Here is a 23,257-nt window from a genome sequence, read left to right as displayed (position 1 = left end):
TCGTGCCTAGGTCGCTTACTTGCCCCATGCGCCACCACCGCTCCTGAATCGCGCGAAGACGTGCCACTGATTCTGAACCGTACATGCTCCCCCTTCAGGAAGGGCGCAATTGGCCATGTTTGCCTCAGCACGCCACGTGGTTACACACCCATCTATGAGACAGCAAGCTCCAGATGCAGGCTGGCATAGCACTCGGGGCGGTGCTGGCCGCGACCGGCCGGAGAGCCGCAGCGCGGCCAGCGACCGCCCGAAGCGCGGCAGGCCGCTGCAGGCGGGCTGCCTTGAAACCGTAGGGAAAGTTCTCATCCGGTTGTGAAGCACCGTCTGTCCTGCTCCGGTTGATGCTTGACACCTGAGCTTCGGTTGATGCTTTACACCCCTTCGGCTGACCTGCGTTCCTGGGTGATCGGTGACGGTCATCTGGGAGGTCGGGTTGGCGCTGGTGGAGTTGAGCGTCATGGAGCAGCGGTATCGCGCTGTGTTGGAAGTAGAGGCGGGCTGTCCGGTGGTCGAGGTCGCCGAACGGCATGGGGTGTCGCGGCAGTCGGTGCACGCGTGGCTGCGTCGCTATCGTGCCGGCGGGCTGGCAGGGCTGGCCGATCGATCCCATCGGCCAGAGCAGTGTCCGCATCAGACGGCCGTTTCGGTGGAGGCTTTGGTGTGGGAGCTGCGACGTTCGCATCCTCGGTGGGGTCCGCAGCGGCTGGCTTACGAGCTGGAGCGGCGCGATGTGGTGCCGGTGCCGTCGCTGGTCACTCTGTATCGGATTCTGGTGCGGAACGGGCTGGTCGTGCCCGGCGCGCGGCGGCGGCCGCGGTCGTCGTATGTGCGCTGGCAGCGTGAGCGGCCGATGGAGTTATGGCAGCTGGACATCATGGGCGGGGTGATGCTCGTCGACGGCCGGGAGCTGAAGCTGATCTCCGGGATCGACGACCATTCCCGGTTCGTGGTGATCGCGCGGTTGGTGGCGCGTCCCTCTGCGAGGGCGGTGTGCCGGGCCTTCGCCGAGGCGATGCGGGTTTTCGGGGTGCCGGAGGAGGTGCTCACGGACAACGGCAAGCAGTTCACCGGCCGGTTCACTCAGCCGCGGCCGAGCGAGGTGTTGTTCGAGCGGATCTGCCGGGAGAACGGCATCACGGCGCGCACGACCCGGCCGCGCTCGCCGACCACGACGGGCAAGGTGGAGCGCTGGCACCGGACCGTGCGGGAGGAGTTCCTGGCCGCGTGCGGGCCGTTCGACAGTCTTGAGCAGGCGCAGCTGGCGCTGGATGCCTGGGTGGCCGACTACAACACGGTGCGGCCGCATCAGGCGCTCGACATGGCCACCCCGGCCAGTTGTTTCACCGGCCCGACAGCACAAGCCGACAAGCGCAGCGACGAAGAGCCGTCCTTGCGCCTGCCGGCCGACCTGGCGGTGCTGCCCAGCGCGCCGGCCAGGTTTGACCGCCCCGCTGCGGGGCCGGACGCGCCCGCCGGTCCCGACATGCTGACGGCAGCGGTGACGGCAGCGGTGCCGGTGGCGGTGGAGTTCGAGCGCACGGTGCCGCCGAGCGGCAACCTGGGCGCGTGCGGACGCCAGATCTGGCTGGGCCGGGCGCGAGCAGGACAGCAGGTCACCATCTGGGCCAGCAGCACCACCATGCATGTCTTTGCCGGCGATGAGCGGCTCAAGACGCATCCGGTGACGCTGACCAGCGCCGACGTGGGCGGGTTGATGGCCGGCGGCGGACGGGCGGGACGGGCCTTGCCGGCGAACGCGCTGCCTGCCGGCCCGTTGCCGGCCGATGTGGTGGTGGAGGTCGACCGGCAGGTCAACAACGCCGGGTGCGTGGGCCTGGCGGGCCAGTTGCTGAGCGTCGGCCTGCCGTTGGCCGGCAAGCGGGTGACCTTGCGGATCGATGCGCGAACCGTTCAGGTGATCGCCGATGGGGTGCTGGTGCGCACCAAGCCGTCCCCGCTGGCCCCGGCGCAGCGCGGACGCTTGCACGGCGTACGGCTGGCCAGCACACCTCCAGCCGTCCCTGGCCGCTTCCCGCGGGTGGAGCGGGTGGTGTCCAGCAACGGCAGCCTGAAGGTGGCCGGCTGCAAGATCCAGGTCGGCCAGGTGCACCGGGGCAAGGTCGTCACCGTGGTCCTGGAGGAGACGCGGTTGCGGGTGCTGTTCGAGGGCCAGCTGCTGTCGGTCCACCCGCGCACCATCGTCAAGGAGGTCAACCGGCTGCGAGCCAGCGGCCATATCGACTACGAGATCTAGGCACGGTGTGAAGCATCAACCGATGCCAAACCGTCAAGCATCAACTGAAGGTTGACATTGTGAAGCACCGTCTGACCTGGTGTTTTGTTGACTTCTCAGGCCGGGAGAGGCTGCTCAGACTGGGACGGGCCCCTCGGTCGCAGGCCGACCTGACTCAGCCGGCCCCTTCGACGTGCAACGCCAGGTTGGCCAGCGAGGAGGCGATCCCGGCCTCATGTACGGCTTGGTCGATGCCGGGTGGTACGTCCGTTGCGGTGACGGTTACCTCGGTCCCTTCGCCGACGGCAGTGAGGTGCCAGGTCATCGTCATGGTGCCCGCGTACGATGGGTCATCGGCCTCGAACACTGCCCGCTGCACCACGAGCTCCGGCGGCACCAGTTCGGCCAACTCGACGTCGACGACGTCCGTCGCGTCTGACGTCTTGCCGGGGCTGTCGGTGGGGTCGAGGTACGTGAGGACCATCCGGAACCCACCACCAGGCCGGGCATCCCACCGCTCGATCCGCCCGCGCATGCCGTCCGGCGGCAACCAGGCTTCGAGGGCCTTCCGGTCGAGGAGAGCGCCGTAGACGGTCGCCGGTGGTGCCGCGATCAGCCGGTTGGCGCGGTCAATCCTGGACACGGCCCGAGTCTAAGGCCGAAGCTCTCCAGGCCCATCCTCGTCGAATAGCGGAGACCAGCGCCTTTGAGGGTGTCGTGGACAGATCCCTCATCAGGGTGTCACCCGAGATGGGCAGGCATGACTACTGTGGGGACACGATGGAGCCCTTGCCGGGCTTTGTGGTGATCAGCCCTCGTTCCCTGAGTGCTTCCATCGCCTTGCGGATGGTCACTCGTGCGACGTCGAACTCCTCCTGCAGCTTCACCTCTGAGATGAGGGTGAGGGGCGGGTAGGTGCCGTCGCCGATGCGCTCGGCCACGACGTTGGCTATCTGCTCCCACTTGTAGAGCCGCGGGTCCCATTCGATCACGGGACGACTCTAGGTATCCCCGCACCTAACGGCATAGAACAGGCATTGCTAGGAATGCTATAGACAGGTTAAGACAGGCTGGGATAGGTTGCGGGGGCATGGCGAAGGTGAGCGGCTGTTCCAAGCCCCTCGAGTGGGGCTCCGTTCGGACGCTTCGGTCTGTTGCTCCGCGAAGATGCGTTGTGCGACTGGAGACGGCTCCCCGCTCACCAACGTCTGTCCATCGATCGCGACATCCGCGAGCACCGAAGGCACTGCGCCGGCGATCGCGCGTACGAAGGACGGTGAGCCCAGTGATCGAAGTCGGAGACTTTCACGGTACGCACCCCGCCTCACCTCGACCTCATGCGGTGTCAGTGAGGTGGCTCCCAGTCGAGCGCCGTCCCGATCGGGTTCGGGTCCTGAACTACACCTGCGAATGCCGGTCGCCCGTCTTCGAGCAGTGCATGGCCGGCGGGCTGAGCTTCATCCGGCGCTACGACCGGTCCGCCCCCTCCTTGAGCGTCGTGGAGAGCCCGCGTATGCGGCTCACTGATGCCATGACGCTGTGGCGACAGCTCTTGTGCGGGGAAGCGAGGTAACGGCACACAGATCCGGCGAGCCATGCACACGTAGCGTCACTTTCTGGAACCGATCAGTGACGAGCGTTCCCGCAGGTCGAAGGCCGACCTGCGGTTTCGCATGCCCTCCGACTGGCAGTTTTTCTGCCAGTGACGCAGGTCACCCGTCTTATCGTCGAAGCAGGCGACGACGAGAAGGAGGGGCGGCGACGTGGCAACAGAGTACGTGACGCAGGGCCAGCGGATCGCGCGGGCTCGTCACCGCAAGGGCTGGGACCAGGCAACCCTCGCCGAGAAGGTCGGCCGATCTGTCTCCTGGCTGTCGAAGGTGGAGAACGGGCGGATGCCGCTGGACCGAATGAGCGTCGTTGGGCAACTCGCCGAGGCGCTCGGGGTGGAGGTCGGCGAGCTGACCGGCCAGCCGTACCAGCACGAGACGACGGAACTCGACTCCGGGCACGCGGCCGTTCCGGGGCTTCGGCTCGCGCTTCAGCGGGCGTCGTTGCCCAGCGGGATCGGGCTGCCAGTGCGCGGGGAGCCGCGGACGTTGCAGGAGTTGGAGGCGAACGTCCGCCTGGCGGAGCAGCTTCGTCAGGACGCCAAGTTCACCGCCCTGGGTGAGGTGCTGCCCAGGATTCTCACCGACCTGATCGCGATCATCAACGGCTCGTCGGCCGATCGCGACCGGGCGGAGGCGCTGATGTTGCGGGCCTGCCATATGGCGCGGGTGTCGTCGAACCTGCTGGGTCACCATGATCTCGGCTGGACGGCGGTACAGCGCGAACTCGTGGCCGCACAGCATGTGGGCTCGCCTGATCTGATCGCGGCGGCGAGCTGGGACCTGTGCGGGGTGTGGCTGCACGAGGCGCAGCTCGACCCGGCCAAGGACGCGGCTCTGTCGGCGTTGGACCGGATCGAGCCGTACGTGGGCGGGGACGACACGATCAAGGCGATGTGGGGTGCCCTGCATCTGCGGGCCGCCGTGGCGTACTCCCGGCTGTGGGACCAGAGAGAGGCAGAGAGCCACCTGGACGAGGCCCGCCGCGTCGCCGAAGTCCTGCCGCGGGACGGCAACGCGTTCCAGACCCAGTTCAACCGGGTCAACACCACCATTCACGCCGTCGAGGTCAGCATGGAGCTGGGCCGGCCTCGTGAGGTCATCTCGCGGGCCCAACACGTCGAGATAGCCGAGATCGCCTCGTACGAACGCCAGGCTCACTACTGGACCTGCACCGCGGCGGGCTACCACGTGAACAGAAAGGACAACGAAGCCGCAGACGCTCTACTCCGTGCCGACCGGATCGCGCCTCAGCACGTCCGGAACCGTCCGTTGGTCCGCAACATCGTGCGCGACCTGCGAGACAGCGGCAAGCTGCATCGTCAGCGCGAGATTCTCAACCTCGCCAAGGTGATGCGGCTGCTCTGAGCACGACAAGCGGAGGGCTATCCGCGCAATGGCTCCCCACCCAGCAGGTAACCCGGGGGCGCTTCGGCGTCCTGCCTACACGATGGGGTGATACGTGGGTCTTAGCGAGACTGAACGACAGATCCTGCTTCGCGAGCTGGCGGAGATCGCGGTCGACCTGGCCGAACTCCAACGGCGTGCGAGCAGGGTCTCTACTCGGCTTGATCAGGGCGAGTCCGAGCGTCCAGCTCGTCCAGCCTGACCGTCAGCTTGTTCATGTGCTGACGGATCTCGCGCAACTGCTCGGAGATGATGCGGAACTCTTCGCTGTGCTCGCTAGAGGCGGGGACGGCCTCGACGTTGTCAGGGGTGCGGGTGACGAAGCTGCCCGCCCCCTGGCGGGTCTCGATGATCCCTTCGTCGCGGAGTATGGCCAGGGCGTTGCCGATGGTCATCATGGCCACGCCATACTTCTCGGACAGCTCACGCGCTACGGGGAGCTGCTCTCCCACTGCATACCGGCCTGAGGCGATGTCGCGCCGAATGTCCTCGGCAATCCGCAGGTACGGCCGGCGCCGGTCAGTGGTTGCCATGACTCAACTTTAGTCGTTCTAGATGCCTAGGTCTCTGGGCAACCTGTAAGGAATCTTGAAGCGATTTAGCTATCTCAGTTTACAGAGCTAGATATCTAGGTACCTTGATAACTAGCACAGTCACCCTGAAGGAGACCAGCTCTCATGCGCACCATCCCGATCCCCGTCGACACCTCCAAGCTCATCATCACCTGCGTGAAGGCGCCGAAGCCGCGCCTGGTCAATAAGGACACCGGCGAGATCAAAACCGACAAGAACGGCAACACCGTCTACGAGATCACCGTCTCGGTGGAAGACGAGTTCGGCCGGATCGAGCTGGTCAAGATCGGCACCTCGGGGGAACCCCCTATTACCGCCGGTCAGCAGGTCAATCCGACCGGCATGGTCGGCTACGTCTGGGAGATCGCGGGCCGCTGGGGCATCTCCTACCGCGCCGCCACCCTCCTACCGGCGGACACGGAGCCGCTCCGTGTCTGACACCACGCTCCTCGCGCTCGGAGTCCTGGCCGCTGCGGCGGCCGGGCTCTGGGCCTGGCGCCGCTGGCACTACCCGTCGTTCTGGCTCGTGGCCGCCTTCCCGCTGGTCGCGATCAGCGTACGGGCGAGCTGGCGCAAGGTCGCCCTCGGCTGCCACCTCACCAAGCAGCGGCAGCGCTTCTGGTTCACCACCGTCCCCGGCCTGGTCGCCTCGACCGGCGTCGTCCGCGTCCGGCGCAAGTGGCAGCGCATCGCCGTGGACACCAAACCGTTCATGTGGCTGCCCAAACCCACCCGCTACGGCTGGCGCGTCACCCTGCACATCCTGGAAGGACAGATCCCCGCCGACTACGCCGACGCCGCCGAACGGCTCGCTCACTCGTGGGGCGTGCATGCGATCCGCGTCTCCTCCCCTCGCCCTGGACGGGTCGTCCTGTCCGCCGCCGTCCGTGACCCACTCGTCCGGGTCGAGACTCTGCCCACCTCTCCTGAGCTGCTCAAGGTCACCGTGGGACGCCTGGAGACTGGCGGCCCCTGGACCATCGACTTCAGGACCGTCCCGCACTGGCTCAACGCCGGAGCTACCCAGTCCGGCAAATCCAACCTCGCCAACGCCCTGGTCCAGGGACTGGCCCCGCAACCGGTCGCCCTGGTCGGCTTCGATCTCAAAGGCGGCGTGGAGTTCACCCCGTACAGCCCTCGCCTGTCGGCGCTGGGCACCACACGAACTGAATGCGTCGCCCTGCTGGACGACCTCGTCGGCCTGATGACCGGCCGCATGGCCCAGTGCCGGGAGGCCGGCGCCCGCAACATCTGGCAACTCCCGGACGATCAGCGGCCCGTGCCCGTCGTCGTCCTGGTCGACGAACTAGCCGAGCTGTACCTGATGGCTGACAAGAGCGAGAAGGACGAGATCGCCAAGACCTCGACGGCCCTGCTGCGGGTGGCCCAGCTCGGGCGGGCGTTCGGCATCTACCTGTTCTGCTGTGGCCAGCGCATCGGCTCCGACCTCGGACCCGGCGTCACCGCCCTGCGGGCCCAGTGCTCCGGACGGATCTGCCACCGCGTCAACGATCCCGAGACCGCCACCATGACGCTCGGCGACCTCGACCCGGCCGCCTTGGCCTCGGCTCGCGCGATTCCCGCCGAAACGCCTGGCGTCGCCATCGTCGCCTCCCAGGACGGCCAGTGGTACCGCGCCCGCTCCTACTACGTCAGCGAACAAGCCGCCGAACTCGCCGCCTCGACCTACGCCGACCGCTCACCCGTCTGGGCCGACGTCGTCGCCGGCCACGTGGCCCAGGTGAGCGACACCGATCTCGCCGAGTTTCTCAACTCCATCCCTGACCCACGAGAGGCCTGAACTCCGATGCGACGCCTCGCCCGCTGGCTGCTCGACACCGGCCCCGTCCTCGTCCTGGGCCTCATCGCCGGAGCTGGGTCCTTCACCCACATCCGCGACACCGCCAGCGACCACGGACAGTCCGGCTGGATGGCCTGGGCGATCGCCGTCTGCATCGACCTCACCTGTGTCATGGCCGCCCGCGAGCGGCAACGCGACAAGAAGACCGGCCGCGTACGACGCGGCCTGATCTCCTGGCCCGTCCTCGTCCTGACCGGCGGCATCGTCCTGTCCCTGGCCGCCAACCTCCAACAAGCCGACCCGACCGCCTGGGGCTGGATCGCCGCAGCCACCCCGGCCGCCGCGTTCCTCGTCGCCGTCTCCATGCTCGAACGCCGGACGTCTGGCCCGCGTCCCGACTCGTCCCCAGACGTCTTCGGGATGTCCCCGAAGGACGTCCCCGCGTCCCCTCCGCGTCCCGCCGCACCCGTAGCCGTCCCGACCGCCGACCGTCCAGCCCTCGTCCCCGCTCAGGACCGCCAGGCCGAACACCCTCGCCCGTCCCCGGCACTGGTCGACTACGCCCGCCGTGTCGCCGACGAACACCACGTCCGACACGGCAAGCCCATCACCCGCGACGTTCTCCGCGCCCGCCTGGGCGTGTCCGAGCAACTCGCCTCGGACCTGCTCCACACCTTGCGCACCGTCCCAGAAACCTCCTGAAAGGCGCACCACCATGAACAACGACCGAGACGCCCTCATCGCCGGACTCATCGCCATGGCGGGCTTCCTCAAGGCCCACCCTCAGATTCCGACCTCGCATGCACCCGTCACTCTCCACGCCTTTCCCGACAACGGCTCCGACGACGACATGCGCGCCGAGGTCGACAAGGTCGCCGCCTTGCTCGGCACGGAGATCGACCCCCACCACCTGCCCCATGACCACTACATGACCGGCATCGGCTTCGGACCGGTCCGCTACGAGTTCATCGCCATCCTCGCCGCCGCCCGCGCCCGCTTTGCCGCCGAAGACAGCTACCGCGACTGCATCCAGATCGACACCACCCAGGAGTCCTGACCATGCGCATCCGCCTCGAAGGCAACCGCGCCGAACTCACCCTCGGCGTGATCGACCTTCGCCAGATCTTCACCGTCACCAGCATGTCGCGGGCCTTACCCGACAGGAGCCGACCGCGGAACTACCGCCTCTACGTCACCATCACCCCGCGCAAGGACCACCGCCCATGACGACCGAAGAACCCTGGACGGACTGGCCCGCCATCCTCGCCGCCGTCCCGCTCGCCAACGGCCGCTGCTGCACCTGCAACGGAACCGGCCTCGACGGCGACAGCAACACCTGCCGCGACTGCGACGGCAGCGGCATCGATAACCACGGCGCATAGCCGAGATCCCCTCACCTGGCCGCACAACCGCCAAGTTCCGCGCCAGGTGAGGGGCCATCCCACTCCAGAACGCATCCGGACAGGACGGATCCATCTTGCACCACTCACACGCCATAGCCGGGATGATCGAGCGGCTCCACCAGCCCGACTACGACCGCTGGGCGCACCAGATCAAGCGCACCGGTGGCTGCCGACAGCCCATTCACCTGCGCGGCAAGGTCGAGCACTTCGACCAGGCCACCGGCCAGCTGCTCCACCGCTACAGCACCGACCGCGAACCGGGCAGCGTCCTGCGTGTCCCGTGTAAGACCCGCCGCGCGTCCCGCTGCCCGGCCTGCGCCGAGGTCTACCGCGCCGACACCTACCAACTCGTCCGCGCCGGCCTCGTCGGCGGCAAGGGCGTACCCGAGACTGTCAGCTCGCACCCGTGCCTGTTCGTCACCCTCACAGCACCCTCCTTCGGGGCGGTTCACGTGCGGCGGGAGAAGAACGGCAAGGTTCTGCCCTGTCACGCCCGCCGCGACGCCCAGACCTGCCCGCACGGACAGCTCATGTCCTGCGCCGACCGGCACCACGCCGACGACCCAAGGCTCGGCGAACCGCTGTGCCCCGACTGCTACGACTACGACGGCTCGGTCCTGTTCAACGCCATCAGCCCCGAGCTCTGGCGTCGCTTCACCCTCGCCCTACGCCGCCGCTTCGCCCGCCTCAACGGCCTGACCGTCAAGACCCTGCACGAACAGGTGACCATCGCCTTCGCCAAGGTTGCCGAATATCAGCGTCGCGGTGTCGTCCACTTCCACGCCGTCATCCGCCTCGACGGCCCGGACGGGCCCGACTCCCCGCCACCGACCTGGGCGACCGCCGATGCCCTAGCCGAAGCCGTCCAGCACGCGGTAATGGTGGTGACGGCCGAGGTCAAGCCGCTGAGCCGAACGTTCCGCTGGGGCACGCAGCTCGACGTCCGCCGCATCACCATGAACGGCGACCTCACCGAACAGGCCGTCGCCGCCTACATCGCCAAGTACGCCACCAAGGCCGCCGAGTGCGTCGGGACGCTGGATCGCCGGATCCAACCGCTCGACGATCTCGACACCCTGCCGATCCGCGACCACGCCCGCCGCCTCATCGCGGCTTGTACGCGGCTAGGCAGCAACGCTGACCTGGAAGACATGCGGCTCGTCCACTGGGCCCACATGCTCGGCTTCCGCGGCCACTTCTCCACCAAAAGCCGCCACTACTCCACCACCCTCGGCGAGCTCCGAGCCGCCCGCGAAGAACACATGCGCACAGAAGAGATCAGCCTCGGGCGGCTACCTCTCTTCGACGAAGACACCATCCTCGTCGTCGCTCACTGGGAGTACGCCGGACAAGGGCTGTCCCTCGGTGACTCGATCCTCGCCGCAGCAATCCAGGGAGGTTATCGATGAACGCCCTAGACAAGCTCTGGACGGTCAAAGACGTATCCGCCTTCCTCGGCGTACCGATCGCCACGCTCTACCAGTGGCGACACCACCACACAGGTCCAAGAGGCCGCAAGATCGGCCGACACCTGCGCTACCTGCCTGAGGATGTCATGTCCTGGGTCCAGGACCAGGAGTAGCCGATGGCCTTCGTGAAAGATCTCTGGATCAAGACCGTCCGAAGGACGGACGGCAACTCGCAGAAGGTCAAAACCGCACGCCACGGCAAGGGCAAGCGCTGGCTCGCCGTCTGGATGGACCCCGATGGCAACGAGCGCTCGGCCGCGTATGACCGGAAGGCCGACGCCGAACGGAAGATCGCCGCCATGGGGGCCGACATCGCCCGTGGCGACTACATCGATCCGAACGCTGGCAAAGTCCTCTTCGCCGACTTCGCCGACCGATGGCTCGCCTCCCGCATCGTCGACCCCTCGACCAAGATCCGGTACGAGTACATCCACCGTCTTCACGTCGCACCGACCTTCGCAAAGCGCCAGGTGAAGACCATCAAGCCATCCCAGATCCAGACATGGATCAGTGATCTGAGCAGCCGCTTCGAGACCTCGACCGTACAGACGGCCTTCCTGGTCCTCCAGGGCATCCTTGACCTTGCCGTCGCGGACGAGGCCATCAAACGAAGCCCCGCCAAGTCGCCGATCGTCCAGGTGCCGAAGCGCGTGTCCGAAGAGATAACGGCCTGGTCGGACGAACGGGTCCACGCCCTGATCGACGCTCACCCTGCCCTCTTCCGCCCACTGCCGATGCTCGGGGCCGCGTGCGGACTACGGCAGGGGGAGCTGTTCGGCCTGGCCCTCGAAGACATCGACTTCGAGGAGCGTCTTCTCCGCGTACGACGACAGATCAAGAAGCTGGGAGCCGACCACGTCTTCGCGCTGCCCAAGAACGACCGTGAAAGGGTCGTGCCGCTGCCTGAGTGGGCCGCTGAAGCCATCAAACGGCACGTCTCGACTCATCCCCCGCTGACCTGCTCCCTGCCCTGGGAGAGGACAGACGGCAAGCTTCGTACACACAACCTGTTGTTCCGTTGGACGGACGACCGCTTTATCAAGGCCAGAAGCTACAGCGAAACGGTCTGGAAGCCCGCCCTGGTCCAAGCAGGTGTGATCCCTGCACCGGACAGGGACGGACGCCAGCGGAGCCGCTATGCAACCTCTCGCAAGGAAGGGCTGCACCAACTCCGGCACTACTACGCGAGCGTCATGCTGGCCGGCGGCGTCTCGGTCAAGGAGCTCGCCGAATACCTCGGCCACGCCGACCCCGGCTTCACCCTCCGCGTGTACGCCCACATGATGCCCGGCTCCCACGACCGGGCTCGCTCTGCGATCGACGACCGTCTGTTCCGTCCGCGCGGCGTCTCTCACGGAACAGCCACGGAACAGTGATCGCTAACGCGACAACCACAAGACAGCGAACCCCGCCTCAGCCGACCGGGCAGGCGGGGTTTTCGCACGTCAAGGGCTACTTGAGGAGCTGGCGGGCCATCACCATTCTCTGGATCTGGTTGGTGCCCTCGTAGATCTGGGTGATCTTGGCGTCGCGCATCATGCGTTCCACCGGGAAGTCCTTCGTGTACCCGTACCCGCCCAAGAGCTGGACCGCGTCCGTGGTGATCTCCATGGCGGCGTCCGAGGCGGCGCACTTGGCGGCGCTCGACAGGAACGTCAGGTCCTTCTGCGGCCGGCCGTGCATCGCCAGCTCGCTCTTGGCGGCCGCGCGGTACGTCAGCTGCCTGGCCGCCTCCAGCTTCATCGCCATGTCGGCGATCATGAACTGCAGCCCCTGGAAGTCGCCGATCGGGCGGCCGAACTGCTTGCGTTCCTTGACGTAGCCGATCGCGTAGTCGAGGGCGCCCTGGGCGATGCCCAGCGCCTGGGCGGCGATGGTGACGCGGGTGTGGTCGAGGGTGGCGAGGGCCGTCTTGAAGCCGGTGCCGGGCTCGCCGATCATGCGGGACGCCGGGATGCGGACGTTCTCCAGGATCACCTGGCGGGTCGGCGAGGCCTTGATGCCGAGCTTCTTCTCCTTCGGCCCGAAGGAGACGCCTTCGTCGGACTTCTCCACCACGAAGGCGGAGATGCCCCGGGCGCCGGCGGAGGGGTCCGTCACGGCCATCAGCGTGTAGTACTCGGAGACGCCGGCGTTGGTGATCCACATCTTGGTGCCGTTGAGCACGTAGTGGTCGCCGTCGAGAACCGCGCGGGTCTTCATGGCGGCGGCGTCGGAGCCCGCCTCCGGCTCGGACAGCGCGTACGAGAACATGGCCTCGCCCCTCGCCACCGGCGCCAGGTAACGCTGCTTGAGCTCCTCGGACGCCGAGAGCAGCAGCGGCACGGTGCCCAGCTTGTTCACGGCCGGGATGAGCGAGGACGACGCGCAGGCCCGCGCGACCTCCTCGATGACGATCACCGCGGCCAGCGCGTCCGCCCCGGCGCCCCCGTACTCCTCGGGAACGTGCACGGCGTGCAGGTCGGCGGCGACGAGCGCCTTGTAGACGTCCCAGGGGAACTCTTCGGACTCGTCGGCGGCCGCGGCCTGCGGCGCGATCTTCTCGTCGGCCAGGGCGCGGACCGTCTCCCTGAGCATGTCGTGCTCTTCGGCGGGCGCATAGAGAGGGAAGCTCATGCATAGATACTAGGACGTCCGAGCACTTTGTTACCAGCTAGTACGGTTTGCGAACAGACGCAGGTGGCACGAAGGAGGTAGCGAAGGCCGGTAGCATGCCTGGCGATCGAAAGGAGCTCGCTCGTGCCATATCGCCTCACGGTGATCGGGACCGGATACCTGGGCATCACGCATGCGTCCTGCATGGCGGATCTCGGATTCGAAGTCCTTGGCCTCGACATTGACGCGGACAAGATCCGCCGGCTGAACAACGGTGAGCTCCCCATCCACGAGCCCGGGCTGGAACCCGTGCTCCGCCGTGGGCTCGACTCCGGACGCCTTCGCTTCACCAGCTCCTACGAGGAGGTCGCCGCCTTCGGCGACGTGCACTTCGTCTGCGTCGGCACACCGCAGAAGAAGGGCGAGTACGCCGCGGACGTGTCGTACATGGACAGCGCCATCGAGTCGCTCGCGCCGCTTCTCGACCGCGAGTGCCTGGTCGTCGGCAAGTCCACCGTGCCGGTCGGCACCGCCGAGCGCATGGCCGACAAGCTCGCCCGCCTGTCGCCGGCCGGCGTCGGCGTCGAGCTGGCGTGGAACCCGGAGTTCCTGCGCGAGGGCTTCGCGGTGGAGGACACCCTCCACCCCGACCGCATCGTGCTCGGCGTGCGCTCGGAGCGGGCCGAGAAGGTGCTGCGCGACGTGTACGCGCCGCTCGGGGACGTCCCGTTCGTGGTGACCGACTTCGCGACGTCGGAGCTGGTCAAGACGGCGGCCAACGCCTTCCTCGCCACCAAGATCTCCTTCATCAACGCCATGGCCGAGGTCTGCGAGGCCGCGCACGCCGACGTCAAGCAGCTGTCCGAGGCGCTCTCGTACGACGACCGCATCGGCGGGCGCTTCCTCAACGCCGGGCTCGGCTTCGGCGGCGGCTGCCTGCCCAAGGACATCAGGGCCTTCATGGCACGGGCCGGCGAGCTGGGGGCCGACCAGGCGCTGACGTTCCTGCGCGAGGTCGACGCGATCAACATGCGCCGCCGCGCCCGCATGGTCGACCTGGCCAGGGAGCTGGCGGGCGGCTCGTTCCACGGGTGCACGGTCGGCGTGCTGGGCGCGGCCTTCAAGCCGAACTCGGACGACATTCGCGACTCCCCCGCCCTGGACGTCGCCGTGACGATCGGCCACCAGGGCGGACAGGTCACGGTCTACGACCCGATCGCGCTCGACAACGCTCGTAAGGCTCACCCGGAGCTGAACTACGGCGAGTCGGCCGTCGAGGCGGTCCGCGGGGCGCACGTGGTGCTGCTGCTGACGGAGTGGAAAGAGTTCCTGGAGCTCGATCCGGAGGAGCTGGGCGCGGTGGTCGCGACCCGGCGCATCGTCGACGGCCGCAACGCGCTCAACTCCGAGGTGTGGCGCTCGGCCGGCTGGCACTACCGGGCGCTCGGCCGCCCGTAACCCCGCCGCGGCACCTCTCCGAACGCCCGGGACCCCTCACCACGGGGAACCGGGCGCCCGGAAAGTCCGGTCTGCCCCTGGACGGCCCTGAGTTGCCTGCTCAGAGCTCCGCGGCCTCGGCGCGCAGCTTCTCACCCTTGGCGTACGCCTGCTCCTTGAGGCGCCCCTGGAACTCCTCCATGCGCTCGCGCAGCCCGGCGTCGGACGCCCCGAGGATGCGGACGGCCAGCAGCCCCGCGTTGCGCGCGCCCCCGACCGCCACCGTGGCCACCGGCACCCCGGCCGGCATCTGGACGATCGACAGCAGGGAGTCCATCCCGTCGAGGTACTTCAGCGGCACCGGCACCCCGATCACCGGCAGCGGCGTCACCGAGGCCAGCATGCCGGGCAGGTGCGCCGCCCCGCCGGCCCCCGCGATGATCACCCGGATGCCGCGCGAGGCCGCCTGCCGGCCGTACTCGATCATCTCGACCGGCATGCGGTGGGCCGAGACGACGTCGGCCTCGAACGGCACCCCGAACTCCGCCACGGCCTCGGCCGCGGCCTTCATCACGGGCCAGTCGGAGTCCGACCCCATGACGATGCCGATTCGCTCTGTCACGTGTACTCCCCGGTCATGAGGTAGACGGCGGCGTGGCGGGCGCGGGCGCGCACCTTGTCGAGGTCGGCGCCCAGGGCCGTGACGTGGCCGATCTTGCGGCCCGGACGCACTTCCTTGCCGTAGAAGTGCAGCTTGATGCCGGGGTCGTGGGCCAGCACGTGCTCGTAGCGCTTGAACAGGTCGGGGTCGTCGCCGCCCAGCAGGTTGGCCATGACGACGACCGGGGCGGTCATCGCGGGCGAACCGAGCGGCAGGTCGAGCACGGCCCGCAGGTGCTGCTCGAACTGGGACGTGGTGGAACCCTCGATCGTCCAGTGGCCGCTGTTGTGGGGGCGCATGGCCAGCTCGTTCACCACGAGGCCGTCGGCGGTCTGGAACAGCTCCACCGCCAGCAGCCCGGTCACGCCCAGCTCGTGGGCGATCTTCAGGCCGATGCGCTGGGCGACGGCGGCCTCCTCGGGGTCCATGCCGGGGGCGGGAGCGATCACCTCGACGCAGATGCCGTCCTGCTGCACGGTCTCCACGACCGGGTAGCTGACGCCCTGCCCGTGGGGCGAGCGGGCCACCAGCACCGCGAGCTCGCGCTCGAACGGCACGAACGCCTCGGCCATCAGCTCGACGCCGGTGGCGAACGCCTCGGCCACGTCGTCGGGGGTGCGGCAGACCCACACGCCGCGCCCGTCGTAGCCGCCGCGCACCGACTTCAGCACGACCGGCCAGCCGTGCTCGTCGGCGAACGCCGCGACGTCCGCCGCCGAGGCGACCCGGGCCCAGGCGGGGCAGGGCACGCCGACGGCGGTCAGCCGTTCGCGCATGACGGCCTTGTCCTGGGCGTGCACGAGCGCGTCGGCGCCCGGGTGCACGGCGTGGCCGTCGGCGATCAGGGCCCTGATGTGCTCGGTCGGCACGTGCTCGTGGTCGAACGTGATCGCGTCGCAGCCCTGGGCGAACGCCCGCAGGTCGGCCAGGTCGCGGTAGTCTCCGACCTGGGTGTCGACGATCACTCGTGCGGCGCTCTCCCCGGGGGCGGCGGCCAGCACCCGCAGCTCGACCCCGAGCGCGATGGCCGGCGACTGCGTCATCCGGGCGAGCTGACCGGCGCCGACGATGCCGACGACCGGCCCGATGGGACTGTAGGAACTCACGTGAGGTGAGCTTACCGGGACGGAACGACTACCTCGCCGTTGTCAACTCACGCCCTCCCGCCGCGGCACCCCGCCGCCGTCAACCGGCGCGTCCCCGGCGCAGCCCGAGCGTCCTGATCCGGTTGCCCGGGCCGACCAGGCTGGCCATCACCACCAGATCCGTGCGCCCTCCCTGGTACGTGAGCCGCAGGGCGTCGAACACCAGGACGGAACCGGCGGCCACCGGGATCGCGAGGGTGCGCGTGCCGAACAGCTCGACGTCGGCGCGGTTCGCGGTGACGTCCTTGAGCAGCCCGCGCAGCGGATCCCCCGCCGGGAAGCGCACGCCCGCCACCCCGGCCGGGTCGGTGAGGTACGTCAGATGCCGCTGCGGCACCAGCCGTGCCTGTCTGATCAACGACGACGGCGCCTCGGCGGCCTCCCGCGCCGGCTCGCCGGGCACCGGGACCGGCCCCGCGCCCAGCCGCCAGCGGCCGTCCTCCAGGAAGAACAGGTAGTACGCGGGCGACGGCTCGCGGGCCAGGGCGGCGAACCAGTCGCCCGCGTCGGGCAGCACGTAGACGGGGTCGGCTGGACGGGCTGGACGGCCGTTCCGGGTCGCCTCGCAGGCACGGCCGTCCAGCGTCCGCTCCGCCCACGTGGTCAGCTCCCGTACGGCGGCGCAGTCCCGCCGCTGCCAGGCCCCGTCGAGCTGCCGGATCAGCGAGAACGCCTGCTCGGCGGTCGCCGGGTCGACCCGTGGCGCGGCTGCCGGGGCAGGCGTGCGGTCCTCCTGGAGCACCGGGGCGCCGCCGGTCGCGCCACAGCCCGCGGCGAGCAGGGCCAGGACCAACGCGAGCAGTCGAAGCGGCACAGGTGGCTCCCGGGAGGGCGGCCGTCTGGAGCGGCAGGTCCGACATCGCGGGCGGGCCCGCGATCTGAACGGCAGCGTAATGCCGATCTTTCAGAAATGCCGCCCATAAGGCGATATTTCTAGAAGTGGTCTTTGCGGGGTATGTTCGGCCCTCTGACACCGGCCGTACGACATCGCCGGTACGCTGAGGTGGTCAGTCTCGACGAGGGAAAGGACCGAGCGCGGACGTGGAGTTTGCCAAGCGCCTCTACCAGCGGTTCGAGTCCCTGGTTCACGAACTGGCCAAATTCGGGAGCATCGGGGCCGTCGCCTTTCTGCTCGACACGGGTGTCTACAACCTCTTCCTGCTCGGCTTCGAGTGGGGCCCCCTCACCTCCAAGGTGCTCGCCACCACGCTCTCGGCGACCTTCGCCTACCTGGGCAACCGCTTCTGGACCTTCCGCCACCGCGAGCAGAGCGGCCTCGGCCGCGAGTACTTCCTGTTCTTCCTGCTCAACGGCGTCGCCCTGCTGTTCGGCCTGCTGGTGATCGGCTTCACCAAGTACACCCTCCACCTGCACGACGGCCTGAGCCTGAACATCGCCAACTTCGCCGGCGTCGGCCTCGGCACGCTGTTCCGCTACTGGTCGTACAAGAAGTGGGTGTTCCTGGAGGCCACCGAGCCGATCCCGGTGGAGCTGCCGGAGATCAGGCAGGACCGCTGACCACGCGGTTCCTGCTGTCCTCCTCGGCCGGGCGCAGGAAGATGGCGAACGTCGCCGGCCGGCGGCGCACCAGTTCCAGGCGTCCGCCGTCCGCGGCGGCCAGCGCGCGGGCGAGGGTGAGCCCCAGGCCGGTGCCTCCGCCGCCGCTGACGTTCCGTTCGAAGATCTTGGGTGCGATCTCGTCGGCGATGCCGGGGCCCTCGTCGGCGACCTCGATCACGATGTAGTTGTCGCCGCAGGTGCTGGTGACGGTGACCGTGCCGCCGCCGTGGCGCAGGGAGTTCTCCAGCAGCGAGGCGATCACCTGGCCGAAGCCGCCGGTGGTGGCCATCGCCTTCAGGCCGCGGGTGCCGTCGAGGTGCAGCGTGCGGCCCGCCTCGCGGAAGACCGGCTCCCATTCGGTGATCTGCTGGATGAGCACCTCGTCGATGGCGACGGGCTCGGCCTGGGCGTGGCGCTGGCGGCGGGCCGCCGCGAGCAGCTCGTCGATCACCGCGGTCAGGCGCTCGGCCTGCACGATGGCCGCCTCGCCCTCCTCGCGGACGACCTCCGGCTCGTTCGAGGCGGCGACGATCTCCTCCAGGCGCATGGTCAGGCCGGTCAGGGGCGTGCGGAGCTGATGGGAGGCGTCGGTGGCGAACTCGCGTTCGCGGGTGAGCAGGTCGGAGATGCGGGTGGCGCTGCGGTCGAGCACCTGGGCCACGCGGTCCAGCTCGGGGATGCCGTAGCGGTGCTTGCTAGGCCGCGCGTCGCCCGACCCCAGCCGCTCGGCGATCTTCGCCAGGTCCTGCAGGGGCAGCGTCAGCCTGCGCGACTGCACGACGGCCAGGCTGACGGCCACCGCGAGCGCCGCGACGGCCAGCGCCACGATCAGCAGCAGCCTGGCCCGGACGTCGCGCTCGACCTGATCCCGGTCACGACTTATCCGGACGTAGACCCCGGTGTTGGTCTGGGCGTCCTCGGTCATCAGGTGACCCGACGCCGGCGCGGTGCCGACGACGGTCACCCGCAGAGGGGTTCCGCGTTCCCAGATCTGGATGTACCTGCCCGGGTACTTCTGCTCCAGTTGTTGCGGGTCGAGCGGGGTCTCCTGGACCCGGGCGTACTCGACCTCGCCCACGAGACGTTTGGCTTCCGCCCCGAGCTCCTGAGCCGCCTCGTCGACGATCAGACGACTGACCACGACGCCCAGGGGGACCCCCAGCAACAGGACCGCGATGACCGCGACGACCAGTGTGGAGGAGAGCAGTCGACGGCGCATGCGCCTACTCGCGTTCGAACCGGAAGCCGACTCCCCGGACCGTCGTGATGTATCGGGGCTTGGCGGCATCGTCGCCGAGTTTGCGGCGCAGCCAGGAGATGTGCATGTCGAGGGTCTTGGTCGAACCCCACCAGTTGGTGTCCCACACCTCGCGCATGATCTGCTCCCGGGTGACGACCTTGCCGGCGTCGCGGACCAGGACCCGCAGCAGGTCGAACTCCTTGGTCGTCAGGTGCAGCTCCTTCTCCCCCATCCAGGCGCGGCGGGAGTCGGCGTCGATGCGGACCCCCTGCACGACCGGGGTCTCGGAGGTGCCGCGCCGCAGCAGCGCGCGCACCCGGGCGAGCAGCTCGGCCAGCCGGAACGGCTTGGTCACGTAGTCGTCGGCGCCGGCGTCGAGGCCGACGACGGTGTCCACCTCGTCGACGCGGGCCGTGAGTATCAGAACCGGGGTGCCGTGCCCCTCGGCACGGATCCGGCGGGCGACCTCCAGACCGTCCATCTCTGGCAGCCCGAGGTCGAGAACGATGAGGTCGATGCCGCCCGACAGGGCCCTCTCCAGGGCCTGCGGGCCGTCGGGGCTCACCTCTACCTGATAGCCCTCGCGGCGTAGCGCACGCGCGAGTGGCTCGGAGATCGAGGTGTCATCCTCGGCGAGAAGTACGCAGGTCATGAAGCGATCGTAGGACCTTAGGCGATCGTTTCCCGGGCACAGCGCGCGGTTTGACTTGTCGTTGACCTATCCATTGACCTGGGCAAACGAAGCTAAATAAGGGTTAGTCGTGATTAAATTACCGCGATTATCGAGGGGAAAACACAAAGCGCTCCAGGCTTTCCCATCACACCACGTACGCCCGCATCCGCGGGACGCGTCGCGCCCGGCGCGGCGCCCGGAGCGTGATACCCCGATCCGGGCGCCGGAATGCCTGGAACGTGCCGTTCAGAGCCAGCTCGACCGGACGGAGGCCGCCGGGCCGCCGGCCGGGGCGGTGCCGAGCTCGCCGGCGCGCACCCGGTCGAGCAGGCGGCGGACGGTGTCGACGATCTCGGGGGCGGTCTCCCGCAGGCTCGCCGCGTCGTCCGCGCCGACCTCGGCGGGATCGACGCCCGACTGCCGCAGCACGCCGTCGAGGTCGGCCAGCCGCTCCCCCAGCCACTTCAGCGGCTCGGCCGACAGCTCCTCGTCGAACACCCGCCGGTCGGGCTCCCAGCCGCTGGAGCCCGGGTGGTGGTGCGTGCGGTCGAAGCTGCCCGGCGTGCCGTCGACCGACTCCAGCAGGTCGACCCGCCAGATGAGCTGATCGACGACGATCGGACGGGCCGAGTAGATCGACCCCTTGAGCTCGCCCGGCGCGAGCCTGCGGATCTCCAGGCGCACGCCGTGCTCGGCGCCCTCCTGGTGCTCTCCCGGGTCGGGGTCGACGAAGTACAGGTCGCCGACGGCCACGCCGATGCGCTCGAAGCCGAAGAGATAGAGCATGGAGACCACTCCCTCACAGGTGTCCTGGGCTCGCCTCCCCCAGTATCCGTCAGGCCGCCGTGGGCGGCCCGTGAGCTGGGCGGCGGGAACGACGACGGCCCCGCTGCCCGGGCGGGCGGCGGGGCCGGAGAGAACGGGGGGCTCTAGTCGTCGACGGACTGGGGCTCGGCGTAGCGGGCGAGGTAGAGCTGCTCGCCCAGGCTGCGCATCAGGCCCAGCTCGGTCTCCAGGTAGTCGATGTGCTCCTCCTCGTCCTCGAGGATGTCCTCGAAGATGCGGGCGGAGGTGATGTCGCCCTTCTCCCGCATCAGCTGGATCGCCGGGCGCAGCCGTTCGACCACTGCCAGCTCGACCTCCAGGTCGGCCTTGAGCTGCTCCTCGACGGTCTGGCCGATGTGCAGCGTGCCGAGGCGCTGGTAGTTGGGCAGCCCTTCGAGGAACAGGATGCGGTCGGTCAGCCGTTCGGCGTGGCGCATCTCCTCGAAGGACTCGTCGCGCGTGTGCTTGGCCAGCTTGGTGTATCCCCAGTTCTCCTGCATCTTCGCGTGCAGGAAGTACTGGTTGATCGCCGTGAGCTCGGCGGTCAGCTGTTCGTTGAGGAGTTCGATGATCTGCTTGTCGCCCTGCATGAACGGGCCCCTCGTCACGGTGCGGCTATGCGGTCGTCAGTTCTTCAGACTGCTTCAGGATCGCACAGATCTTCCGTACACAACGGGCACAGTCCCCACCGGCCCCAGTGGTGTCGCGAATCTGTTTCGCGCTCTTCGCCCCGGAGGCGATGCAGTCGTGGACCTCGTTCTCGGTCACAGCACGACAAATGCATACATACATCCGGGGACAGGCCTCTCAAGCGAGCAGGAAGGGGACGCCTTTAGGTTAGGCACACCTAAGATAGCTCACTTCGGTAAGGCTTGCCTATGTTAGAGGCGTCACATTCACCTGACCCCGCAGGTCAGTGGCCCCTCGCCCGCCACTCCTCCAGGTGCGGCGCCTCCGCCCCGATGGACGTGGAATCCCCGTGGCCGGTGTGCACGACCGTCTCGGGCGGCAGTGACAGCAGCCGCCCGGCGATCGACTCGATGATCGTGTCGAACGACGAGTACGACCGCCCGGTCGCCCCCGGCCCGCCCTTGAACAGCGTGTCGCCGCTGAACAGCACGCCCGCGTCGGGCACGTGCAGGCAGACCGCGCCCGGCGAGTGGCCCGGCGTGTGCAGCACCTCCAGGGCCACCCCGCCCACCGTGATCTTCTCGCCGTCGGCCAACGGCGTGTAGGCCACCTCCGGCCCGTACACCTGCTCCCAGAGCACCTGGTCGGCCGGGTGCAGCAGGATCGGCGCGCCGGTCAGCTCGGCCAGCCGGGCGGCGGCGTTGACGTGGTCGTTGTGGGCGTGGGTGCACACGATGGCCTTGACCCGGCGGCCGCCGGCCCGCGCGGCGATGGCGTCCGCGTCGTGCGCGGCGTCGATGATCACGACCTCGCGCGCGTCGCCGACCAGCCAGACGTTGTTGTCGACCTCCCAGGTGCCGCCGTCGAGCGAGAACGTGCCGGAGGTGATGACGCGGTCGATCATCAGAGCACCACCACCGAGCGCAGCACCTCGCCGCGGTGCATCTTGGCGAACGCCTCCTCGACCTGGTCGAGCCCGATCGTCTCGGTGACGAACCGGTCGAGCGGCAGCCGGTTCTGCAGGAACAGGTCGATCAGCATCGGGAAGTCCCGCGAGGGCAGGCAGTCGCCGTACCAGGACGACTTCAGCGCGCCGCCGCGGCCGAACACGTCGAGCAGCGGCAGCTCCAGCCGCATCTCCGGCGTCGGCACGCCCACCAGGACCACCGTGCCGGCCAGGTCGCGGGCGTAGAACGCCTGCTCGTACGTCTCCGGCCGGCCGACCGCCTCGATCACCACGTCCGCGCCGAACCCGCCGGTCAGGTCGCGGATCGCCTCGACCGGGTCGTTCTCCCGCGAGTTGACCGTGTGCGTGGCGCCGAACCCGCGGGCCCACTCCAGCTTGCGGTCGTCGACATCGACGGCGATGATCCGGGACGCCCCGGCCAGCGAGGCCCCGAGGACCGCCGCGTCGCCGACCCCACCGCAACCGATCACGGCCACGCTGTCGCCGCGCGTCACGCCGCCGGTGTTGATCGCCGCGCCGATGCCGGCCATCACGCCGCAGCCCAGCAGGCCCGCGACCTGGGCCGGCGCCTCGGCCGACACCTTGGTGCACTGGCCGGCCGCCACCAGCGTCTTCTCCAGGAACGCGCCGATGCCGAGCGCGGGCGACAGCTCGGTGCCGTCCTTGAGCGTCATCTTCTGGGTGGCGTTGTGGGTGGCGAAGCAGTACCACGGCCGGCCGCGCAGGCAGGCGCGGCACTGACCGCACACCGCGCGCCAGTTGAGGATCACGAAGTCGCCGGGCGCCAGCCCGGTGACCCCGTCGCCGACGGCCTCGACCGTGCCCGCGGCCTCGTGGCCCAGCAGGAAGGGGAAGTCGTCGTTGATCCCGCCCTCGCGATAGTGCAGGTCGGTGTGGCAGACCCCGCAGGCCTGCACGTTCACCACCGCCTCGCCCGGCCCGGGGTCGGGGACGACCACCGTCTCCAGCGAAACTTCCTGGCCCTTACCGCGGGCGATCACGCCCTGCACTTCGTACGGCATGGCAGCC

General features: G+C 68.7%; 27 protein-coding genes. 13 read left to right on the top strand and 14 right to left on the bottom strand.

Annotation, left to right across the window (positions count from 1 at the left end):
* Positions 1 to 409 precede the first annotated feature (409 nt).
* Complete coding sequence (locus tag ACWEJ6_RS02930; RefSeq protein ID WP_452420817.1) at positions 410 to 2,254, top strand: IS481 family transposase; 1,845 nt, start codon at positions 410 to 412, stop codon at positions 2,252 to 2,254.
* A gap of 154 nt (positions 2,255 to 2,408) precedes the next feature.
* Here ACWEJ6_RS02930 and ACWEJ6_RS02925 read toward each other — a convergent pair whose 3' ends face one another.
* The gene (locus ACWEJ6_RS02925) at positions 2,409 to 2,876 is read right to left on the bottom strand and encodes an SRPBCC family protein (protein ID WP_452420815.1); all 468 of its coding nucleotides are present in this window, start codon (positions 2,874 to 2,876) and stop codon (positions 2,409 to 2,411) included.
* 121 nt (positions 2,877 to 2,997) lie between these two features.
* The gene (locus ACWEJ6_RS02920) at positions 2,998 to 3,225 is read right to left on the bottom strand and encodes a GntR family transcriptional regulator (RefSeq protein WP_352365806.1); all 228 of its coding nucleotides are present in this window, start codon (positions 3,223 to 3,225) and stop codon (positions 2,998 to 3,000) included.
* Positions 3,226 to 3,996: 771 nt separating this feature from the next.
* On the opposite strand from ACWEJ6_RS02920, the gene ACWEJ6_RS02915 reads away from it, so the two are divergent.
* Positions 3,997 to 5,211, top strand: a complete 1,215-nt coding sequence (locus ACWEJ6_RS02915; RefSeq protein WP_452420813.1) for a helix-turn-helix domain-containing protein — start codon at positions 3,997 to 3,999, stop codon at positions 5,209 to 5,211.
* 191 nt (positions 5,212 to 5,402) lie between these two features.
* Here the strand turns inward: ACWEJ6_RS02915 and ACWEJ6_RS02910 are convergent, their stop codons facing one another.
* Entirely contained in the window at positions 5,403 to 5,783 is a 381-nt protein-coding gene (locus ACWEJ6_RS02910; protein ID WP_452420811.1) for a GntR family transcriptional regulator, read from the bottom strand.
* Between the two features lie 144 nt (positions 5,784 to 5,927).
* Here ACWEJ6_RS02910 and ACWEJ6_RS02905 point away from each other — a divergent pair, with 144 nt between their 5' ends.
* The 9 genes from ACWEJ6_RS02905 (at position 5,928) to ACWEJ6_RS02865 (ending at position 11,871) form a co-directional block, all read left to right on the top strand.
* The gene (locus ACWEJ6_RS02905; RefSeq protein WP_452420809.1) at positions 5,928 to 6,260 is read left to right on the top strand and encodes an SCO3933 family regulatory protein; all 333 of its coding nucleotides are present in this window, start codon (positions 5,928 to 5,930) and stop codon (positions 6,258 to 6,260) included.
* Complete coding sequence (locus ACWEJ6_RS02900; protein WP_452420807.1) at positions 6,253 to 7,623, top strand: FtsK/SpoIIIE domain-containing protein; 1,371 nt, start codon at positions 6,253 to 6,255, stop codon at positions 7,621 to 7,623. The genes ACWEJ6_RS02905 and ACWEJ6_RS02900 overlap by 8 nt, the downstream gene beginning before the upstream one ends.
* A gap of 6 nt (positions 7,624 to 7,629) precedes the next feature.
* Positions 7,630 to 8,325, top strand: coding sequence for a DUF2637 domain-containing protein (locus ACWEJ6_RS02895; RefSeq protein ID WP_452420805.1), 696 nt, complete (start codon positions 7,630 to 7,632; stop codon positions 8,323 to 8,325).
* Positions 8,326 to 8,338: 13 nt separating this feature from the next.
* A complete protein-coding gene (locus ACWEJ6_RS02890; protein WP_452420803.1) occupies positions 8,339 to 8,680 on the top strand; it encodes a hypothetical protein in 342 nt (113 codons plus the stop codon).
* 2 nt (positions 8,681 to 8,682) lie between these two features.
* Positions 8,683 to 8,850 (top strand): hypothetical protein, encoded by a 168-nt coding sequence (locus tag ACWEJ6_RS02885; protein ID WP_452420801.1) that lies wholly within the window; start codon positions 8,683 to 8,685, stop codon positions 8,848 to 8,850.
* A complete protein-coding gene (locus ACWEJ6_RS02880; RefSeq protein WP_452420799.1) occupies positions 8,847 to 9,005 on the top strand; it encodes a hypothetical protein in 159 nt (52 codons plus the stop codon). Before ACWEJ6_RS02885 ends, ACWEJ6_RS02880 begins: the two co-directional genes overlap by 4 nt.
* 122 nt (positions 9,006 to 9,127) lie before the next feature.
* Positions 9,128 to 10,435 carry a replication initiator gene (locus ACWEJ6_RS02875; RefSeq protein ID WP_452420797.1) on the top strand — a complete coding sequence of 436 codons (1,308 nt, stop codon included), beginning with the start codon at positions 9,128 to 9,130 and terminating at the stop codon, positions 10,433 to 10,435.
* Entirely contained in the window at positions 10,432 to 10,608 is a 177-nt protein-coding gene (locus ACWEJ6_RS02870) for a helix-turn-helix transcriptional regulator (RefSeq protein WP_452420795.1), read from the top strand. Before ACWEJ6_RS02875 ends, ACWEJ6_RS02870 begins: the two co-directional genes overlap by 4 nt.
* Before the next feature lie 3 nt (positions 10,609 to 10,611).
* On the top strand, positions 10,612 to 11,871 hold the full coding sequence (locus ACWEJ6_RS02865; RefSeq protein WP_452420793.1) for a tyrosine-type recombinase/integrase: 1,260 nt from the start codon (positions 10,612 to 10,614) through the stop codon (positions 11,869 to 11,871).
* 76 nt (positions 11,872 to 11,947) lie between these two features.
* Here ACWEJ6_RS02865 and ACWEJ6_RS02860 read toward each other — a convergent pair whose 3' ends face one another.
* On the bottom strand, positions 11,948 to 13,111 hold the full coding sequence (locus tag ACWEJ6_RS02860; protein ID WP_352361802.1) for an acyl-CoA dehydrogenase family protein: 1,164 nt from the start codon (positions 13,109 to 13,111) through the stop codon (positions 11,948 to 11,950).
* A 123-nt stretch (positions 13,112 to 13,234) separates the two neighbouring features.
* Here ACWEJ6_RS02860 and ACWEJ6_RS02855 point away from each other — a divergent pair, with 123 nt between their 5' ends.
* Positions 13,235 to 14,548, top strand: coding sequence for a UDP-glucose dehydrogenase family protein (locus ACWEJ6_RS02855; RefSeq protein WP_352361804.1), 1,314 nt, complete (start codon positions 13,235 to 13,237; stop codon positions 14,546 to 14,548).
* Between the two features lie 100 nt (positions 14,549 to 14,648).
* Here the strand turns inward: ACWEJ6_RS02855 and purE are convergent, their stop codons facing one another.
* The 3 genes from purE to ACWEJ6_RS02840 all read right to left on the bottom strand — a co-directional run bounded on the left by purE (position 14,649) and on the right by ACWEJ6_RS02840 (position 17,147).
* Positions 14,649 to 15,125 (bottom strand): 5-(carboxyamino)imidazole ribonucleotide mutase, encoded by a 477-nt coding sequence (purE, locus tag ACWEJ6_RS02850; RefSeq protein WP_357702729.1) that lies wholly within the window; start codon positions 15,123 to 15,125, stop codon positions 14,649 to 14,651.
* A 20-nt stretch (positions 15,126 to 15,145) separates the two neighbouring features.
* On the bottom strand, positions 15,146 to 16,294 hold the full coding sequence (locus ACWEJ6_RS02845; RefSeq protein ID WP_387668896.1) for a 5-(carboxyamino)imidazole ribonucleotide synthase: 1,149 nt from the start codon (positions 16,292 to 16,294) through the stop codon (positions 15,146 to 15,148).
* Between the two features lie 79 nt (positions 16,295 to 16,373).
* Positions 16,374 to 17,147 carry a hypothetical protein gene (locus ACWEJ6_RS02840; RefSeq protein ID WP_452420790.1) on the bottom strand — a complete coding sequence of 258 codons (774 nt, stop codon included), beginning with the start codon at positions 17,145 to 17,147 and terminating at the stop codon, positions 16,374 to 16,376.
* A gap of 227 nt (positions 17,148 to 17,374) precedes the next feature.
* On the opposite strand from ACWEJ6_RS02840, the gene ACWEJ6_RS02835 reads away from it, so the two are divergent.
* Positions 17,375 to 17,851 carry a GtrA family protein gene (locus tag ACWEJ6_RS02835; protein WP_352321617.1) on the top strand — a complete coding sequence of 159 codons (477 nt, stop codon included), beginning with the start codon at positions 17,375 to 17,377 and terminating at the stop codon, positions 17,849 to 17,851.
* Here the strand turns inward: ACWEJ6_RS02835 and ACWEJ6_RS02830 are convergent.
* The 7 genes from ACWEJ6_RS02830 to ACWEJ6_RS02800 form a co-directional block, all read right to left on the bottom strand.
* Positions 17,835 to 19,112, bottom strand: a complete 1,278-nt coding sequence (locus tag ACWEJ6_RS02830) for an ATP-binding protein (protein ID WP_352361812.1) — start codon at positions 19,110 to 19,112, stop codon at positions 17,835 to 17,837. The two genes, ACWEJ6_RS02835 and ACWEJ6_RS02830, sit on opposite strands and share 17 nt — an antisense overlap.
* 4 nt (positions 19,113 to 19,116) lie before the next feature.
* Positions 19,117 to 19,785 carry a response regulator transcription factor gene (locus ACWEJ6_RS02825; RefSeq protein WP_043620820.1) on the bottom strand — a complete coding sequence of 223 codons (669 nt, stop codon included), beginning with the start codon at positions 19,783 to 19,785 and terminating at the stop codon, positions 19,117 to 19,119.
* Between the two features lie 267 nt (positions 19,786 to 20,052).
* Complete coding sequence (locus ACWEJ6_RS02820; protein WP_357994549.1) at positions 20,053 to 20,592, bottom strand: hypothetical protein; 540 nt, start codon at positions 20,590 to 20,592, stop codon at positions 20,053 to 20,055.
* A gap of 143 nt (positions 20,593 to 20,735) precedes the next feature.
* A complete protein-coding gene (gene bfr / locus ACWEJ6_RS02815) occupies positions 20,736 to 21,221 on the bottom strand; it encodes a bacterioferritin (RefSeq protein WP_352361818.1) in 486 nt (161 codons plus the stop codon).
* A gap of 25 nt (positions 21,222 to 21,246) precedes the next feature.
* Positions 21,247 to 21,423: a (2Fe-2S)-binding protein gene (locus tag ACWEJ6_RS02810; RefSeq protein ID WP_125632481.1), complete on the bottom strand. Its 177-nt coding sequence runs from the start codon at positions 21,421 to 21,423 to the stop codon at positions 21,247 to 21,249.
* A gap of 121 nt (positions 21,424 to 21,544) precedes the next feature.
* Positions 21,545 to 22,165, bottom strand: coding sequence for an MBL fold metallo-hydrolase (locus ACWEJ6_RS02805; protein ID WP_352361821.1), 621 nt, complete (start codon positions 22,163 to 22,165; stop codon positions 21,545 to 21,547).
* Positions 22,165 to 23,250: an S-(hydroxymethyl)mycothiol dehydrogenase gene (locus tag ACWEJ6_RS02800; RefSeq protein WP_452420786.1), complete on the bottom strand. Its 1,086-nt coding sequence runs from the start codon at positions 23,248 to 23,250 to the stop codon at positions 22,165 to 22,167. The genes ACWEJ6_RS02805 and ACWEJ6_RS02800 overlap by 1 nt, the downstream gene beginning before the upstream one ends.
* Between the last annotated feature and the right edge of the window lie 7 nt (positions 23,251 to 23,257).

The sequence above is a fragment of the Nonomuraea sp. NPDC004702 genome, from assembly GCF_053601695.1.
The sequence above is the reverse complement of the archived record's forward strand: the minus strand, read 5'-3'. Positions and strand labels throughout refer to the sequence as shown.

Coding starts and splice junctions, on each gene's coding strand:
- ACWEJ6_RS02910 (WP_452420811.1), bottom strand. CDS start 5,783: ATGGCAACCACTGACCGGCGCCGGCCGTACCTGCGGATTGCCGAGGAC.
- ACWEJ6_RS02905 (WP_452420809.1), top strand. CDS start 5,928: ATGCGCACCATCCCGATCCCCGTCGACACCTCCAAGCTCATCATCACC.
- ACWEJ6_RS02895 (WP_452420805.1), top strand. CDS start 7,630: ATGCGACGCCTCGCCCGCTGGCTGCTCGACACCGGCCCCGTCCTCGTC.
- ACWEJ6_RS02890 (WP_452420803.1), top strand. CDS start 8,339: ATGAACAACGACCGAGACGCCCTCATCGCCGGACTCATCGCCATGGCG.
- ACWEJ6_RS02885 (WP_452420801.1), top strand. CDS start 8,683: ATGCGCATCCGCCTCGAAGGCAACCGCGCCGAACTCACCCTCGGCGTG.
- ACWEJ6_RS02880 (WP_452420799.1), top strand. CDS start 8,847: ATGACGACCGAAGAACCCTGGACGGACTGGCCCGCCATCCTCGCCGCC.
- ACWEJ6_RS02875 (WP_452420797.1), top strand. CDS start 9,128: ATGATCGAGCGGCTCCACCAGCCCGACTACGACCGCTGGGCGCACCAG.
- ACWEJ6_RS02870 (WP_452420795.1), top strand. CDS start 10,432: ATGAACGCCCTAGACAAGCTCTGGACGGTCAAAGACGTATCCGCCTTC.
- ACWEJ6_RS02865 (WP_452420793.1), top strand. CDS start 10,612: ATGGCCTTCGTGAAAGATCTCTGGATCAAGACCGTCCGAAGGACGGAC.
- ACWEJ6_RS02860 (WP_352361802.1), bottom strand. CDS start 13,111: ATGAGCTTCCCTCTCTATGCGCCCGCCGAAGAGCACGACATGCTCAGG.
- purE (WP_357702729.1), bottom strand. CDS start 15,125: ATGGGGTCGGACTCCGACTGGCCCGTGATGAAGGCCGCGGCCGAGGCC.
- ACWEJ6_RS02830 (WP_352361812.1), bottom strand. CDS start 19,112: ATGCGCCGTCGACTGCTCTCCTCCACACTGGTCGTCGCGGTCATCGCG.
- ACWEJ6_RS02825 (WP_043620820.1), bottom strand. CDS start 19,785: ATGACCTGCGTACTTCTCGCCGAGGATGACACCTCGATCTCCGAGCCA.
- ACWEJ6_RS02820 (WP_357994549.1), bottom strand. CDS start 20,592: ATGCTCTATCTCTTCGGCTTCGAGCGCATCGGCGTGGCCGTCGGCGAC.
- bfr (WP_352361818.1), bottom strand. CDS start 21,221: ATGCAGGGCGACAAGCAGATCATCGAACTCCTCAACGAACAGCTGACC.
- ACWEJ6_RS02810 (WP_125632481.1), bottom strand. CDS start 21,423: ATGTATGTATGCATTTGTCGTGCTGTGACCGAGAACGAGGTCCACGAC.
- ACWEJ6_RS02805 (WP_352361821.1), bottom strand. CDS start 22,165: ATGATCGACCGCGTCATCACCTCCGGCACGTTCTCGCTCGACGGCGGC.
- ACWEJ6_RS02800 (WP_452420786.1), bottom strand. CDS start 23,250: ATGCCGTACGAAGTGCAGGGCGTGATCGCCCGCGGTAAGGGCCAGGAA.